At 37.2% G+C, this 16,024-nt stretch carries 16 protein-coding genes; 7 read left to right on the forward strand and 9 right to left on the reverse strand.

Annotated features, from left to right (window positions below; genetic code table 11):
• Positions 1–224 precede the first annotated feature (224 nt).
• Complete coding sequence (locus HNR69_RS08075; protein WP_075294232.1) at positions 225–983, forward strand: DeoR/GlpR family transcriptional regulator; 759 nt, start codon at positions 225–227, stop codon at positions 981–983.
• A gap of 49 nt (positions 984–1,032) precedes the next feature.
• Here the strand turns inward: HNR69_RS08075 and glpC are convergent, their stop codons facing one another.
• Genes glpC through glpA form a run of 3 tightly spaced genes read right to left on the reverse strand, consistent with a single transcriptional unit; the run spans position 1,033 to position 5,291 of the window.
• Entirely contained in the window at positions 1,033–2,304 is a 1,272-nt protein-coding gene (glpC, locus tag HNR69_RS08080) for an anaerobic glycerol-3-phosphate dehydrogenase subunit GlpC (protein ID WP_011608671.1), read from the reverse strand.
• 10 nt (positions 2,305–2,314) lie between these two features.
• A complete protein-coding gene (glpB, locus tag HNR69_RS08085; RefSeq protein WP_041605154.1) occupies positions 2,315–3,613 on the reverse strand; it encodes a glycerol-3-phosphate dehydrogenase subunit GlpB in 1,299 nt (432 codons plus the stop codon).
• Positions 3,603–5,291: an anaerobic glycerol-3-phosphate dehydrogenase subunit A gene (gene glpA / locus HNR69_RS08090; protein WP_011608669.1), complete on the reverse strand. Its 1,689-nt coding sequence runs from the start codon at positions 5,289–5,291 to the stop codon at positions 3,603–3,605. The genes glpB and glpA overlap by 11 nt, the downstream gene beginning before the upstream one ends.
• Before the next feature lie 325 nt (positions 5,292–5,616).
• On the opposite strand from glpA, the gene glpT reads away from it, so the two are divergent.
• Both glpT and glpQ read left to right on the forward strand, forming a co-directional pair.
• Positions 5,617–7,062 carry a glycerol-3-phosphate transporter gene (gene glpT / locus HNR69_RS08095; RefSeq protein WP_011608668.1) on the forward strand — a complete coding sequence of 482 codons (1,446 nt, stop codon included), beginning with the start codon at positions 5,617–5,619 and terminating at the stop codon, positions 7,060–7,062.
• 113 nt (positions 7,063–7,175) lie between these two features.
• Entirely contained in the window at positions 7,176–8,261 is a 1,086-nt protein-coding gene (gene glpQ / locus HNR69_RS08100) for a glycerophosphodiester phosphodiesterase (protein WP_011608667.1), read from the forward strand.
• A 79-nt stretch (positions 8,262–8,340) separates the two neighbouring features.
• Here glpQ and ruvC read toward each other — a convergent pair whose 3' ends face one another.
• The 5 genes from ruvC to HNR69_RS08125 form a co-directional block, all read right to left on the reverse strand.
• The gene (gene ruvC / locus HNR69_RS08105; protein ID WP_011608666.1) at positions 8,341–8,910 is read right to left on the reverse strand and encodes a crossover junction endodeoxyribonuclease RuvC; all 570 of its coding nucleotides are present in this window, start codon (positions 8,908–8,910) and stop codon (positions 8,341–8,343) included.
• 158 nt (positions 8,911–9,068) lie between these two features.
• The gene (locus tag HNR69_RS08110; protein ID WP_012340870.1) at positions 9,069–9,809 is read right to left on the reverse strand and encodes a YebC/PmpR family DNA-binding transcriptional regulator; all 741 of its coding nucleotides are present in this window, start codon (positions 9,807–9,809) and stop codon (positions 9,069–9,071) included.
• 1 nt (position 9,810) lies between these two features.
• Positions 9,811–10,263: a dihydroneopterin triphosphate diphosphatase gene (gene nudB / locus HNR69_RS08115; RefSeq protein WP_075294233.1), complete on the reverse strand. Its 453-nt coding sequence runs from the start codon at positions 10,261–10,263 to the stop codon at positions 9,811–9,813.
• 214 nt (positions 10,264–10,477) lie between these two features.
• Positions 10,478–10,810, reverse strand: coding sequence for an RnfH family protein (locus HNR69_RS08120; RefSeq protein ID WP_011608663.1), 333 nt, complete (start codon positions 10,808–10,810; stop codon positions 10,478–10,480).
• Positions 10,803–11,237 (reverse strand): type II toxin-antitoxin system RatA family toxin, encoded by a 435-nt coding sequence (locus HNR69_RS08125; RefSeq protein WP_041604069.1) that lies wholly within the window; start codon positions 11,235–11,237, stop codon positions 10,803–10,805. The genes HNR69_RS08120 and HNR69_RS08125 overlap by 8 nt, the downstream gene beginning before the upstream one ends.
• Positions 11,238–11,415: 178 nt before the next feature.
• Here HNR69_RS08125 and pth point away from each other — a divergent pair, with 178 nt between their 5' ends.
• From pth to rnt, 4 genes are all read left to right on the forward strand, one after another.
• Positions 11,416–12,000 (forward strand): aminoacyl-tRNA hydrolase, encoded by a 585-nt coding sequence (pth, locus tag HNR69_RS08130; RefSeq protein WP_011608661.1) that lies wholly within the window; start codon positions 11,416–11,418, stop codon positions 11,998–12,000.
• A 66-nt stretch (positions 12,001–12,066) separates the two neighbouring features.
• On the forward strand, positions 12,067–13,158 hold the full coding sequence (gene ychF / locus HNR69_RS08135) for a redox-regulated ATPase YchF (protein WP_011608660.1): 1,092 nt from the start codon (positions 12,067–12,069) through the stop codon (positions 13,156–13,158).
• 244 nt (positions 13,159–13,402) lie between these two features.
• Positions 13,403–13,813 (forward strand): lactoylglutathione lyase, encoded by a 411-nt coding sequence (gene gloA / locus HNR69_RS08140; protein WP_011608659.1) that lies wholly within the window; start codon positions 13,403–13,405, stop codon positions 13,811–13,813.
• A gap of 87 nt (positions 13,814–13,900) precedes the next feature.
• Entirely contained in the window at positions 13,901–14,557 is a 657-nt protein-coding gene (rnt, locus tag HNR69_RS08145; RefSeq protein ID WP_012340875.1) for a ribonuclease T, read from the forward strand.
• 49 nt (positions 14,558–14,606) lie between these two features.
• On the opposite strand, the gene HNR69_RS08150 is transcribed toward rnt, so the two are convergent.
• Positions 14,607–16,010, reverse strand: coding sequence for a multicopper oxidase domain-containing protein (locus tag HNR69_RS08150; RefSeq protein WP_075294234.1), 1,404 nt, complete (start codon positions 16,008–16,010; stop codon positions 14,607–14,609).
• Positions 16,011–16,024: the final 14 nt, after the last annotated feature.

A 16,024-nucleotide genomic window follows, 5' to 3' on the forward strand; every position in this document is an offset into this window, starting at 1 on the left:
TCTAAACAAAAGGAGACTCTCATTTTTTATTCCACTGATCCATTTGGCTGAGATTTCCACCGCACTTACCTTCTATCTATCGCCATCATTACTTAACTAATACAACTAATCCAGAATTTTATTAAACTTTGATCTATAAAATTTCAGTATAAAAGATGATTTTATGAATGAAATGAGCTAAAGTAGCCGAGTTTTTTAGCAAGGATGATTTTTAAGGATACCTCATGAAACAATCTCTGCGTCATAAAAAGATAATTGAATTAATAAAACAGAAAGGCTATTTGAGTACAGAGGAATTGGTTAACATTCTTAACGTTAGCCCTCAAACTATTAGGCGAGATTTAAATGAATTGGCTGAAAATAATCTGATTACACGTCATCACGGTGGAGCTACTTCACTTTCAACATCAGAGAACAGTGATTATAGTGAACGTCAACATTTCTTCTCGTCTGAAAAACGGCGTATTGGTCAAGAGGTGGCAAAAATTATTCCTAACGGTTCATCTTTATTCATTGATATTGGTACAACACCGGAAGCTGTTGCTAAAGCATTATTGGATCATCAAAACTTAAGAATTGTTACAAATAATCTTAACGCAGCCTATATTTTGATGCAAAACAAAACATTTGATATTACGATGGCTAGCGGATCTTTGCGTCAAGATGGTGGTATTATTGGTGAAGCGACAATTGCATTTATCGGACAATTCCGTTTGGATTTCGGAATATTAGGCATCAGCAGTATTGATTTGGACGGTTCTTTATTGGATTACGATTATCATGAAGTGCAAGTGAAACGTGCAATTATGGAAAGCTCAAGAAATACTATTTTAGTAACAGATCATTCCAAATTTACTCGCCGAGCAATGGTATATTTAGGTTCGTTAACAGAAGTAGACTATTTGTTTACAGACACCACACCACCTGACTCCATGCTTAGCCTTATTCATTCAAGCAATGTAAAACTGCATATTTGTCAATAGAAATTTTATCAATAGAGATGTGTAGAAGATTTTATCTTCTACACAATAATCAATTTAATGCCCTCGCCAATAAACTGACAGGGTGTAAACAAGAAGCACTTGTTGACATATCAATTTGCCATTTGCAAGTTTCACATTCAGTGATGACATAATCGAAACAACCTTGTTCAATAACCTCAAATAAACTTTTTCCGATGGCCTGTGAAGTCTGATAGTTTTCAGATTTAAAGCCATATGTTCCAGCAATACCGCAACATTGAGACGGTAAAATAGTAACATCAAGATCCGGTATTTGTTTAAGCAATGCCAACGTATAAGGTGCCCACCCCGCTTTTTCTACATGGCAGGCGGTATGATAGGCAACTTTAAGAGGTGTAGACTTAAAGTGCGGTATTTTTCCATCAAGATATAGTCGGTAAAGATATTTGGTTGCAATATTGACATGAGGACGAATTCTCGCATTATCCATCCCCAAAATATGATGATATTCATCACGTAAGTTCATTGTACAACTTGAAGATGTACCAATAATATCCAATGCTTTTTCTTGAATCACCCGTTCAATTTGTTTGATGTTAAACTCTGCTTGTTTTTTAGCCTTTTCAGGAAAACCGTTCACCATGAGCGGCAAACCGCAACATTTTTCTTTTTCAAGCAAAATCACGCCAATATCAATCGAATTAAGTACTTTAATGAGATCTTTGCCAAGTTGAGGATAATTATAATTTACATAACAACCGTGATAATACACTATCTTATCCCGAAAATAGATCTGACGGTCAAGAGCATATTTTTTATACCATTGACGGAACGAACCGAATGAATATTTTGGTAAAGTGCGGTGCTTACTGACCTTAAGGGTTTTATCTAAAACATATCGGGTTGCTTTTAATCCGGTAATCGCATTTACAATCGGAGCAAAAGGCGTATTCATTTTACCCATGATATCCGTATTACTTAATACAGCATCACGTAATTTATGTATTGGTGATTTATGTTGTTGGTCAAGATATTTATTTCTAGCACGAATGATAATATCACCAATTTTAACGTCTGACGGACAAGCAACCTCACAACGTTTACAATTGATACAATATTTTAATGCTTCATCATAAAGTGCCGCACTTTTTAAGCGTAACCGTTCACCGTCCGGTCCCGCCTGTTTAGGTCCGGGATAAAAAGGATTTTGACGAGAAACAGGGCAAACCACAGTACAAGCAGTACATTTTATACAGCTCTCAAAACTTTCATCGGTATGGTGCTGAGTAATAGGAAAAGCAGCATGTTGTTTTGCATTTTCAATGAGTTGTTGAATATTCATATTTTGCCCCTTATACTCGATTTTGTGCTTCGATAATGTTATCGGCAGCTGTTAGTGCAGTAACAACTGCCACTCCGGAACCACACCCTAGTTCCAATGCATTGTATCCGCCAATAACATTTCCAGCAGCATATAAATTTTTAATAATCTGACCGCTCTTTTTTAATTGGCAACGGCTGTTAATTGCAACGCCCGCAGACTGATAAGGCTGAGGTGAAGAAAAACGCCGAGCAGTCCAAGTGAGTCTGTTTTGTATATCAATCATTGAATTGCCAATCATGTCCACGTCAAATATAGGTTCAAGTAAACGATCAAAAACACTCACCAAACCATTACTGAAAAAACTACCGGAAGCAAGAACAAAATGTTCTGCGAAAATACCATGTTCTTGATGTAATTGAGTGTAAATTTGTTTAACCTGTTGATCCTCAATAACGGCACGCAATGCTTTATCACCATTTAAAATAAAACCGCCCAGTTTTTCAAAATACGTTTTTAATTTTTTATGTTGACGCAATCCCACTAATGAAGGCGGTAATGTAGGCAATTCGTATAAATTTAATCCAGTTTCCAACGTTAATTTATTGAAAAAATCTTGATTATCCAAACCGAAACAAGCCGGTAAAAAAATTGCTTCCCCATCTCCGGAGGCTTGTTTTATTTCCTGTACCAATTCTCGAAACGCCAAACGATGTTCAAGTAATTGGGAAATATTGACACTGCGAAACTCACGAGAAGTTAAACGCAATTGATCCAACTCGGGAAGATGTAAAAGTGCGGTCGTTATCGAACAATGTGTAAATTGCGGATGCTGTATTAAATTTTCAGCCAGTAAGTGCGGTTGAAAATCATGATACCCTTCAATGCCCAACACAGTAATTTTTTGGTATCCGAAATGTTCATCATGAAGATCCATTGTTGGAATACAATCAGCGGACAGCCAAGTGCGGTGTAATCCGCCCAACGGTGTAACACGAAAATGATTTTGCTTATAGCTTCCCGTCACATTGAGATTAATTTTCTCTATTAATTGTTCAAATTGCTTGGCTTTTTGTAAAACATGTTGTTTACCAAACAAACAATACGGATGATTTGGAAGTTGTTCTTCAAGGCTGTCATAACCTTGTTCAAAAGAATTTATCTTTTCACCGTTTGGTAATTGGCTTAAAAGATCCATTGAACCTGATGAAAAATTCATGGCTGATTGACCATTATTAATAATCGCACAACATTTCCCTTTTTGTTGAAGCATAATTCCGCAAGTTAACCCCGCAAGCCCGCCTCCGATAATCACTACATCAAATTTCATTGCCATCTGTTCCTTGCTGTGCTTGTTCAGTTAAAGATTGAACACTATTTAAGCCTAATAAACTGTAATATATCCAACTGGAAAATTCCGCTTCACGGATTGCTTCGCCCCAAGCAATCGGTTCAATACCTCGCCAACGTTCTTCCATAAAAGATGATAATTGCAGTGTAGATTGTCTAGGTGTTGCCATATGAAAACGTGCCATTAATCCTGCCGCACGGCAAGCACAAAGTTCAGCCTGGCAAGTTCCCATGCCCACACGTGTACGACGACGTAAATCAACAAGATTATTGACTTTCAATTCTTCTACAGCATAACGTACTTCACCGGCAGTCACCGCTTCACATTCACAAACAAGTGTACAATCTGACCGCTCTTTTCCAATCAAACGAGAAGCCCGTTGCCCATGACGATAACGTGCGGAAATTTGAAGAGGTGTTGGTAACGATATGATTTTATTAATATGAGGAACATTTTGATCAGATTCAGAACCTGGAAGTAATTCTTGGGCAGTTGTACAAACAGTTTGTTTGCCAAGTTTTTTACTAACTAAATCAGTTGCCCATTCCGCCATCAAACGATAAGTCATTAACTTACCTCCCGTAATAGTGACAAAACCTTCAAGACCATCACGGCTTGCATGGTCAAGCAATACAATACCACGACTAACATTACGTCCTGATGGATCATCATCACTCGCTACCAGAGGACGAACACCTGCATAGGCACGAAGTACTCTAGTATGACGTAAACTCGGTGCAAGTTTTTCGCCTTCTCTAAATAAAATATCCACCTCTTCGGGAGTAACAATCATATTATCAATTTGATCATAAGGGATACGATCTGATGTGGTGCCGATAACACAGATAGTATCGCCAGGAACTAAAATATCCGCATCAGCTGGTTTGCGACATCGATTAATTACCAAATTATTAATGCGGTGCCCCATGACAAGTAATGCACCTTTAGCAGGAAACATCTTGACTTTGAGATCGGCATATTCAGCAATCCCCTGTCCCCAAATTCCTCCCGCATTAACAATAACCTGAGCAAAAAAACGGCGATTTATTTTATTTTTGTGATCATATACTTCTGTACCAATCACTCTTCCGCCTTCACGAATCAGTTGAGTAACTGCACAATAGGTAAAAATTTTAGCTCCATGCTCACGTGCATCCAACATATTGGCAGAGGTTAAACGAAACGGATCAATTGAACCATCGGGAACAACAACCGCACCTATAAGCTCCGGGTTTACTGAAGGCTCCATTATTCTGGCAAGGTCAGGCTCAATCGGTACTGCTTCAATACCTGCTTTTGTACAGGATTGAATAAATATCTTTTGATAATTAAGATCGTCTTCAGGTAACGTAATGAAAAGCCCTTTGGTATCTTCAACACAATGACGTGCAATACGTTTTAAGATCTTATTTTCTAAGATACATTCCTCTGCCGATTCATGATCATTAACAGCGTATCTTGCACCGCTATGCAATAAACCATGATTACGTCCTGTTGCACCTGTGGCAATGTCATAACGCTCTAATAATATGCAGTCAATCCCACGTAGTGCACAGTCTCGTGCAATACCGGCTCCTGTTGCCCCACCGCCGATAATAATGACATCAGCACTGAGCGGTGGAAAATCTTTAGAAAATTTTTGAGACGACATTGACATAATCATCCCCCACATTGAATGTAAAAAATTACTATTAGAAAGTGATTATATAATACGTTAAATGTTCGTTTTAGAAAATAAAATGAGTGATTTCTTATCAAATAATGTGATTAAGATCACTTTATTAGTTTCGATTTGAATTTTTTTTGTGTTTTTTTGTGATTTACATCACAACATAAATTAAATTAGCTTTTTAGATTTCACTTTTTGGTTATTATATGAGTGAACGTTCAAAAAAGTGCATTTATCGCTCCTAATTTTTTATACATAAGATTGGTTTGATAATTGCTATATTTTAATCTAACTAAACTACTGGAGATTTATTATGTTTGGTCCATTTAAGCCCGCACCGTATATTGAGGAGCTATCAAAAGATAGAATCGATCCAACTTATAGACGGTTGCGTTGGCAAGTATTCATGGGAATATTTTTCGGTTATGCGGCTTATTATTTCGTTCGTGCTAACTTTGACCTAGCTCAAAAAGGGTTAATTGAAGCCGGTTTATACAATAAAGCGGAGTTGGGAATTATCGGTACGGGAGCAGGTTTGGCATATGGATTGTCAAAATTTGTGATGGCAGGTATATCTGATCGCTCAAATCCGAAAGTTTTCTTGCCTTTCGGTTTATTATTGTCAGGGTTATGTATGACAATGATGGGCTTAATGCCTTGGGCAACCTCCGGTATTGCTGTTATGTTTGTGATGATATTCTTAAATGGCTGGTTTCAGGGAATGGGATGGCCTCCATGTGGTCGTACAATGGTTCACTGGTGGTCTAAATCCGAACGTGGAACAATCGTTTCTATTTGGAACTGTGCACATAATATCGGAGGTATGGTACCGGGATTAATGGTATTGTTGGCAAGTGCGATTTATTTCAGCGAGTTTGGAGTACAGGCAACTGCAAAAGATATTTGGCAACAAGCCTTATATTATCCAGGTATTGCCGCTATGATTTGTGCAATTCCGGTCTATTTTGTGATGAAAGATACACCACAATCTTGCGGATTACCTGCAATTGAAAAATGGCGTAATGATTATCCTGATGACTATAATGAAAAAACCTATGAAAACAATTTAACAACAAAAGAGATCTTTGTTACTTATGTTCTAAAAAACAAATTGTTGTGGTATATCGCTATTGCAAACGTATTTGTGTACCTCATTCGTTATGGAGTGTTGAAATGGTCCCCTGTATATTTAGGAGAAGTAAAACATTTTAATATTAAGGGTACTGCTTGGGCATACACTATTTATGAGTTAGCTGCGGTACCGGGTACATTATTATGTGGTTGGGTTTCCGACAAAGTATTTAAAGGTAAACGTGGTTTAACCGGTTTCATTTTCATGATTTTAACTACTATTGCAGTGGTAGCATTATGGATGAACCCAGCAACACCAGAACATGAATTAGCACAGTATGCAGGAAAAGCGTGGTATCAAAATCCATATCAATTAACTGACTTCATTTTAATGACAACAGTTGGGTTCTTAATTTACGGACCGGTAATGTTGATCGGATTACATGCACTTGAACTTGCACCGAAAAAAGCAGCAGGCACATCAGCAGGTTTCACAGGGTTATTCGGTTATCTCGGTGGTACAGTATCCGCTTCAGCCGTTGTAGGTTGGGCTGCAGAATACTACGGCTGGGACGGTGGCTTCTACGTCATGATAACTGGTGGTATTTTAGCCATCCTGTTAATGTTTATCACCATGATAGAAGAAGGTAAACATAAAGCAAAACTAGACGATCATTACGGTAAATAATCGTTAAAAAGGAAAGACAGGAAACTGTCCTTCCTTTTTCTTTATTAGGTTTATGTATTCAAATTTTAACCACATTTTTATCACAGATTTTACTTCTGCTTAAGGAAAATACAATGAAATTAGCTACCCCTCTTTGTGCAATTGCTTTAGTAGCTGCAACACTATCAGGTTGTTCTGCACAATTTGAAAACAACGTTAACCAAAAAGATAAAATTATCATTGCTCACCGTGGAGCAAGCGGTTATTTACCTGAGCATACGTTAGAAAGTAAAGCACTTGCTTTTGGCCAACACGCTGATTATCTAGAACAAGATCTTGCAATGACCAAAGATAATCATCTCATCGTCATTCATGATCATTTTTTAGATGGTTTAACAGATGTGGCGAAAAAGTTTCCACATCGTCATAGAAAAGATGGACGTTATTATGTAGTAGATTTTACGCTGAAAGAAATTCAATCATTAGAAATGACGGAAAATTTTAGTCTGAAAGACGGAAAACAGGTTCAGGTTTACCCAAATAGATTCCCGCTTTGGCAATCTCATTTCCGTATTCATACTTTTGAAGATGAATTAGAATTTATTCAAGGTCTTGAAAAATCAACTGGTCAAAAAATCGGTATCTATCCCGAAATTAAAGCACCTTGGTTACATCATCAAGAAGGCAAAGATATTGCTTTAGCAACATTAAAAGTTTTGAAAAAATACGGTTATACGAAAAAAGATGACTTAGTCTATTTACAAACTTTTGATTTTAATGAGCTAAAACGAATTAAAACAGAATTGTTGCCTAAACTAGGTATGGATGTAAAACTTGTTCAATTAGTGGCTTATTCTGATTGGGGTGAAACACAAGAAAAAAATGCTCAAGGCAAGTGGGTTAATTACGATTATGATTGGATGTTTAAACCGGGTGCGGTAGAAAAAATTGCAAAATATGCTGATGGTATAGGCCCTGGCTGGTACATGATGATCGATCAAGAAAAATCTAAACCGAATGCCGTCGCTTATACTCCATTAGCAGAAGAATTGGCAAAATATAAATTAGAGGTACATCCTTATACCGTTCGCAAAGATGCTTTACCTGACTTTTTTGATAATGTAGATCAAATGTATGATGCTCTATTTAAAGGCGGTGCAACGGGAGTATTTACTGATTTCCCTGATACAGGTGTAAATTACTTAAAAACCCATAAATAATTCGACATTAATATCTGTCATTCTTTTAAATGAATGACAGATTTTTGTTCTTGTTGTAAATAACCATTTCTCCATTATCCTAGCCTTTCAACCTCAACCTCCCCCTACGATATTTCGTGCGTAAAAGTGCGGTTATTTTATCCGGTGTTTTTATTGCAATAGAATTAGCAATCTGTAATGAGTTATGAATAGAATTTGCATGGGTAATGGCAATTGCCAACGCATCTGCTGCATCAACCTGCGGTTTATCGGAAAGTTGTAATAACCGAACCACCATTTCCTGTACCTGTGATTTTTCAGCCGCACCTGTTCCAACGACCGTTTGTTTAATCGTTCTAGGTGAATATTCAAATACGGGTAAATTTTGATTGACTGCGGCAACTATCGCAGTTCCTCTTGCTTGCCCCAATTTTAGAGCAGAATCAGGATTTTTCGCCATAAAAACCTGTTCAATGGCAAATTCATTGGGATTGAATTGCGTAATAATTTCTGTTATTCCGGCATAAATTCGTTTTAATCTAGTTGGTAAATCATCTATTGAGGTACGAATAACGCCACTTCCCAAATATTCTAGCTTATGCCCAACTTGACGAACAACACCATATCCGGTTACTCGAGATCCCGGATCTATTCCTAAAATAATAGACATCCTATTTTCCAAAAAATAAATGAACCTCATTTGAGATCCATTTAATATAGACTAAAAATTATTTTGCAAGTTTAAGAGATTGAGCTGATGAAACGTTTTTCATCATGCCTCTCAACTAATTTCATAAATGTTCCCGATAGAAAAAATGAAGCTAACTTTTAAAGTAAAGCAGCAACCTCATCACTTATCTCGCCATTATGATAAACGTTTTGTACATCATCACAATCTTCCAGCATATCGATCAGTCTTAACAATTTAGGTGCGGTTTCTGCATCCAAATCAACCATTGTGGAAGGTATCATTGTTACTTCAGCATTAACAACTTTAAATCCGGCTACTTCAATACCGTCTTTCACTAAGCCTAAATCTTCCCATGCTGTGTAAATTTCAACACTACCGTCTTCTTGTACTTGAATATCATCAGCACCCGCTTCAATGGCTGCCTCTGTCAAGGCATCCTCGTCAGCAGACTCAACTAAAATTAGCCCTTTTTTACTAAATAAATACCCTACTGAGCCTTCTGTTCCCAAATTACCACCGCACTTTGTAAAACTTGGTCGTACTTGAGAAATGGTGCGGTTAGCATTATCGCTGAGACACTCAACCATCACTGCAGTCCCGCCCGGACCATAGCCCTCATAAATTCTAGTTTCCATATTGGTGCCATCACCACCGCCTACACCACGCTCAATAGCACGGTTGATAGTATCTCGTGTCATATTGTTAGATAAAGCTTTATCTACTGCGGCACGTAAACGAGGGTTAGCACCAACATCTCCGCCTCCTAATTTTGCCGCTGTTACTAATTCACGAATTAATTTAGTAAAAATTTTACCACGTTGTGCATCTTGTGCTGCTTTACGATGTTTAATATTGGCCCACTTACTATGTCCTGCCATTTTATATTCCTTTTATGATTGTACTTTTATATTCATTAATCGCCTCTGCATTGTTGGGCGATTTAGTCAATTTAATTGCGTCCTGTACCGAACACCATTGATAAGCTGAATGTTCACTTAAATTTATTACTCTTTCATCAGCTAACGGCAACAAAAACCAATGCTCAATGCAGTGAGTTATATCAGGCGCATATTTATACCTAAAATGCGGAAAAATTTCAAACTCTATCTGTTTATGGCAATTAAAGAGCGGTAAGTTTTCCGCAAGAATATCTATGCTGGTTTCTTCCCTCACTTCTCGGATTGCTGTTTGAACAGGTGTTTCACCTATTTCCATCGTACCGGTTACGGATTGCCAAAATTCCGAATCGTCTTGACGTTGCAGCATTAAAACACGGTTGCTTTTCTTGGCATAAATAACGACCAAAATACTGTTGGGATTTTTATAGTTCATTTGGATTACCTTCTTAAAGTCATCATCACTCACATTAACCAAAATAATGTTAATAGTTCATTTGGATTACCTTCTTAAAGTCATCATCACTCACATTAACCAAAATAATGTTAAATGAAAAAACAACAATTGATCTGCCCCAAAATCTCTTAATAAATCAAAATATTAAAACATCATTAATAATTAAGATAGTATTTTAAATTTCGTATCATTGCTACATAGTACCGACTTTTTTAGCAAATTTTTCTGCCTTTTTCTTTTCTTCTAATTCTTTTTGTTGTTGCTCTGCACGTTTACGACGAATTTCTTTCGGATCCGCCAATAATGGGCGATAAATTTCAATACGATCACCTTCATTCACTATATCCGTTAATTTTGCCGGGCGACTGAAAATGCCGACTTTATTTTCACGTAAATCAATTTCCGTAAATTCCTGCAAAATACCAGATTGGAAAATGGCTGCTTGAATGATTGTCCCCTTCTCAACTTGAAGTTTTTTCAAATAATATTTATGCGGTAACGCATAAGTAATTTCTATATTAATCAAGATAAACGTCCTTTGCTCGTTGTTTAAACGCTTCGATCATTTTCGTTGTCAATTGTGAAAAAATCCGCCCGAAAGCAAAAGCAATAACAGGGTTGGAAAATTCAAACTCCAATTGCAACGCAATTTCACAACTTTGCTCATCAATTTCACGAAAAACCCATTTACCCTGCAGATATTTGAAAGGTCCGGAAGCTAACTGCATCGTAATCTCTTGGTTGGGAATTAATTGATTTTTAGTCGCAAAAACCTGTTTGATACCGGCTGTACTAATGGTTAATTCTCCGATCGTTTCATTGTCTATCGACTGCAATGCTTTTGCCGCAATGCAATGGGGTAAAAATTGTGGATAACTTTCGTAATCATTAACAATATCGTACATTTGTTTAGCACTATAAGACACTAAAGCTCGCTGATTTATACTTGGCATAAAATAAGATGTTGAACAAAAAATGTTGCAATTATAGCGGAAAAGTGCGGTAGAAATAAGAGACAAAATAGAAAAGAATGATTCATACAACAAGCAGTTAATGTCGTTGGCTTTCTAATTGAGCATACATCAATTTTCCGCTACAATAGCCCACTATTTTTAGCGAACAAAAATACCAATGTCAGAAATTAAATTAATTGTAGGTTTAGGCAATCCGGGCGATAAATACGCCGATACTCGTCATAATGCAGGAGAATGGTTAATTGAACGTTTGGCAAGACGCTTTAACTTCAATCTCTCTGTTGAATCCAAATTTTCAGGAAAAACGGCAAGAGCGGTCATTAGTGGTCAAGAAATGCGTTTTCTTGTTCCTACCACTTTTATGAATTTAAGTGGCAAAGCAGTAAGTGCTTTAGCTAATTTTTATCGTATTCCGCCGGAACAAATTTTAGTGCTTCATGATGAATTGGATTTTTCCCCGGGCATCGCTAAAATTAAGCAAGGCGGAGGACATGGCGGACATAACGGTTTGAAAGATATTATTGCTCAACTAGCGAATAATAAAAATTTCTATCGATTACGCATAGGTATTGGTCATCCGGGTGATAAAAATTTAGTTGCGTCTTACGTTCTTAATAAGCCATCTCCCACAGATCGGCAATTAATTGACCGCTCTTTAGAGGAGGCGACGGATTGTATTGAAATCCTCATGAAAGAGGGAATAACTAAAGCAACAAATAGACTGAATGCTTTTAAAGCATAAACAAAATTCACCAATCTTTGGGCTGAAATAACTCTTCTACTCTACTAATAAAAAATAGGAAAATTTATGGGATTTAAATGTGGTATTGTCGGTTTACCTAATGTAGGAAAATCCACTCTTTTCAATGCGTTAACTAAAGCAGGTATCGAAGCGGCAAACTATCCGTTTTGTACTATTGAACCGAATACGGGCGTTGTACCGATGCCCGATCCTCGTCTTGATGCACTGGCAGACATTGTTAAGCCTGAGCGTATACTACCGACCACAATGGAATTTGTGGACATTGCGGGATTAGTTGCCGGTGCCAGTAAAGGTGAAGGTTTAGGGAATAAATTCTTGGCAAATATTCGGGAAACGGATGCTATTGGTCATGTTGTGCGTTGTTTTGAGAACGATGATATTGTTCATGTTGCCGGTAAAATTGATCCGTTAGATGATATTGAAACAATTAATACTGAATTAGCTTTAGCAGACTTAGATAGCTGTGAACGAGCTATTCAACGCTTGCAAAAGCGTGCAAAAGGTGGCGATAAAGAGGCAAAATTTGAGTTGTCGGTCATGGAAAAAATTCTACCTGTACTGGAAAATGCAGGTATGATTCGTTCTTTGGATTTAGATAAAGACGAATTACATGCCATTAAAAGCTACAACTTCTTAACTTTAAAGCCAACTATGTATATTGCTAATGTGAATGAAGATGGCTTTGAAAATAATCCATATCTCGACAAAGTGCGTGAGTTTGCTACAAAAGAAGGTTCTGTTGTGGTACCAGTTTGTGCTGCAATTGAAGCGGAAATTGCTGAATTGGATGATGATGAAAAAACTGATTTTTTACAAGATCTCGGTATTGAAGAACCCGGTTTAAATCGTGTTATTCGTGCAGGCTATGCGTTATTAAATTTACAAACCTACTTCACCGCCGGTGTAAAAGAAGTGCGAGCTTGGACAGTTTCCGTCGGTGCAACGGCACCCAAAGCGGCAGCCGTTATTCATACAGATTTTGAAAAAGGCTTTATTCGAGCAGAAGTCATCGCTTATGATGATTTTATTCAATATAAGGGCGAGGCAGGTGCAAAAGAAGCCGGTAAATGGCGTTTGGAAGGTAAAGATTATATTGTGCAAGATGGCGACGTAATGCACTTCCGTTTTAATGTTTAATATTCACAACTAATTTTATACCGCATTTTTCAAGTTGAAAAAGTGCGGTATTGTTTATGGAGTAAAATAAAATCGCATTTTATTATCCAGTTTTCCATTAAAGTTTTTAACTGGGAGAGGTTTGTTGATTTTGAAGATTTAGCAGATGATCCTGCGAGAAGACAATAACCGAATGAATGATCTTTAGTGTGGCTTGTGTCATAATAGGCATCGTTTTTTCAGCGACTTAGAGGAGAATGATTACATGAGAATTTTACATACTATGTTACGTGTGGGCGATATGGATCGCTCGATCCACTTTTATCAACAGGTATTAGGCATGCGTTTATTGCGTACAAGCGAAAACACTGAATATAAATATTCTTTAGCTTTTTTAGGCTATGATGATGAAGAAAACTCATCTGTTATTGAGCTAACTTATAACTGGGGTGTAAGTAAATATGAAATGGGGACTGCTTATGGTCACATTGCTATTGGAGTTGAAGATATTTATGCCACTTGTAAAGCGGTTAAAGAAGCAGGTGGGAAAATTACTCGTGAGCCTGGTCCAGTAAAAGGCGGAAAAACTGTCATCGCATTTGTGGAAGATCCTGATGGCTATAAAATTGAGTTTATTGAAAATAAAATGGCACAAGCAGGGCTAGGTAATCAATAACCTCAACAATTTTTATCCTAAAAAATGGGCTTTTTATCTGCCTATTTTAAGTATTACATTTATCTCATTCTTATAAGGTAATATTTCGTGACCGCACTTTCAGAACAAGCAGTGGATTATAATTTACTTAAAAATCGCTTTCGGGGTTTTTTTCCTGTCATTATTGATGTGGAGACAGCAGGCTTTAATGCTCAAACAGATGCCTTGCTGGAGCTAGCTGCACTCACACTGAAAATGGATGAAAACGGTCTATTAGTACCGGATGAAAAATGCCATTTTCATATTCAACCGTTCGAAGGGGCTAATATTAATCCTGAATCACTCAAATTTAATGGTATTGATATAGACAATCCGTTGCGTGGTGCTATATCAGAAAATGTTGCTATGAGTGAATTGTTTAAAATGGTGCGTCATGGGCAAAAAAAGGCTGACTGTCAACGTTCAGTTATCGTGGCTCATAATGCGACATTTGATCAAAGTTTTGTTATGGCAGCAGCAGAACGTACGAAAATAAAACGCAATCCGTTTCATCCTTTTTCGATATTTGATACCGCAACGTTAAGCGGTTTTATGTTCGGACAAACAGTGTTGGTCAAAGGTTGTCAGGTTGCCAATATTTCTTTTGATGGAAAAAAAGCACATTCTGCTTTATATGATGCGGAACGAACAGCTGAACTTTTTTGTTATATGGTAAATCATTTAAAAAAACTGGGCGGTTTTCCCCATGTGGCAATAAACTCATAAAAAACGGTGCTAACAAAGCACCGCTCTTTTGCGTTACTCATTATTCAAATTACTGTACAACAATACTCCCTAAACAACCTTGATCAGCTAACACTAAATCAGATGAACCGAAAATAAAAGGGAATTTAGTAGAGGACGCATGATTAAATTGCACTAAAATTTCTACCTTGCCGTCAATCCAAAGACTATCTTTCCATGCAATATCCGATTGTTCTACCGGCTGATCATTTATGCTTTTCATGACAAAACGAGCACCTTGAATTTTAAATCCGACGGGCCTTGAAGAACTTAGAATCCAGCGTTCTATCTGCCCTCTTTTGGTACTAATATCTATTCTATTCGGTTCAAACCGTTGTTGATTAATGGTTGCATTGCTCACATCAAAATAAAACTCTCTCGTTTTCATATTTTTCTTTGCCAATAAACTAGGTGCATCAGTATGAAATTGCCAATGACTTGGATTATAAAATACTGATTTAACCCCCTCTGTTCTCAACTCAACAATAACATTATCAACCAGCATATCAGAACTGAATATTGTACCTATCTTATTCAAAAGATTTCTTTTACTACCAGTAATTAAGGTAGCATTTCCGCCCTCACTTAAGTCAACCAATAATTCAACCCTTTCACTAGGTGCAAGAGAAACTTTTTTGACAATTTTTGTTTGTGGCAAATAACCTTGTTCTCTGGCAATCAAGAAAAATGCCCGCTCATCATCAAATGTTAAATCATAAGAACGAGATAAAGAGGCATTCAACAAACGTAAACGTACCAATCCTTTAGGTACATTCAAATAAGGTGCTTCAACACCATTGACCAATAACCGCTCGCCTAGAAAGTGCGGTTGATTTTGAAATACTTGCTCTCCCTTAGAATTTAACAGTACATCTTGCAAAATAAGTGGAATATCATCAACGCCATATTTTTTTGGCAGTTTAGATTGATGAGTATCTTTGTCATTTATAATCCACATGCCAACTAAGCCACGATACGTTTGATACGCTGAATTAGCTAAAGTGCAGGCATGATAAAAACAAGTTGATGCCGGTTGAGTAATAGGTAAAATTGGAGCCCATCCTTCCCCTGCCATCAATACTCGCCCAATACCACCAATTAATTCACTGTGTGCTTGTAAACCTTGTATATTCATAGCAACTGCCTGCGTTAAATTATTACGATAATTTAACTTCACAAAATCACCTTGCTCAACTCTTACGGTAGGACCTAAATGATGCCCATTAAATCCCCAAACTTCCGTTAGCTTTTTTTCTATGAATGAAGTTTGAGCAGCTTGCATCGTTAAAAATATCGGTCGCCCACGTTTTGCCTCCAATAACGGTGGAATAAATAAAGGCAAACGGCTAGCAGCCATTACTGATTGAGGGATACATGATAAAGAACCGGCTAAAATACCGCTTTTCAAAAAATCCCGTCGAGTCAAAGATCTCATATTTTACCTTGCTG

This window comes from Histophilus somni (assembly GCF_014202395.1).
Classification (GTDB): Bacteria; Pseudomonadota; Gammaproteobacteria; order Enterobacterales; family Pasteurellaceae; genus Histophilus; species Histophilus somni.

Excerpts from the sequence above, each read along its gene's own strand:
- HNR69_RS08075 (WP_075294232.1), top strand. The coding sequence starts at position 225 with ATGAAACAATCTCTGCGTCATAAAAAGATAATTGAATTAATAAAACAG.
- glpQ (WP_011608667.1), top strand. The coding sequence starts at position 7,176 with ATGAAATTAGCTACCCCTCTTTGTGCAATTGCTTTAGTAGCTGCAACA.
- HNR69_RS08110 (WP_012340870.1), bottom strand. The coding sequence starts at position 9,809 with ATGGCAGGACATAGTAAGTGGGCCAATATTAAACATCGTAAAGCAGCA.
- gloA (WP_011608659.1), top strand. The coding sequence starts at position 13,403 with ATGAGAATTTTACATACTATGTTACGTGTGGGCGATATGGATCGCTCG.
- glpT (WP_011608668.1), top strand. The coding sequence starts at position 5,617 with ATGTTTGGTCCATTTAAGCCCGCACCGTATATTGAGGAGCTATCAAAA.
- HNR69_RS08150 (WP_075294234.1), bottom strand. The coding sequence starts at position 16,010 with ATGAGATCTTTGACTCGACGGGATTTTTTGAAAAGCGGTATTTTAGCC.
- HNR69_RS08125 (WP_041604069.1), bottom strand. The coding sequence starts at position 11,237 with ATGCCAAGTATAAATCAGCGAGCTTTAGTGTCTTATAGTGCTAAACAA.
- nudB (WP_075294233.1), bottom strand. The coding sequence starts at position 10,263 with ATGAACTATAAAAATCCCAACAGTATTTTGGTCGTTATTTATGCCAAG.
- glpB (WP_041605154.1), bottom strand. The coding sequence starts at position 3,613 with ATGAAATTTGATGTAGTGATTATCGGAGGCGGGCTTGCGGGGTTAACT.
- ruvC (WP_011608666.1), bottom strand. The coding sequence starts at position 8,910 with ATGTCTATTATTTTAGGAATAGATCCGGGATCTCGAGTAACCGGATAT.
- pth (WP_011608661.1), top strand. The coding sequence starts at position 11,416 with ATGTCAGAAATTAAATTAATTGTAGGTTTAGGCAATCCGGGCGATAAA.
- glpC (WP_011608671.1), bottom strand. The coding sequence starts at position 2,304 with ATGAATATTCAACAACTCATTGAAAATGCAAAACAACATGCTGCTTTT.
- glpA (WP_011608669.1), bottom strand. The coding sequence starts at position 5,291 with ATGTCAATGTCGTCTCAAAAATTTTCTAAAGATTTTCCACCGCTCAGT.
- ychF (WP_011608660.1), top strand. The coding sequence starts at position 12,067 with ATGGGATTTAAATGTGGTATTGTCGGTTTACCTAATGTAGGAAAATCC.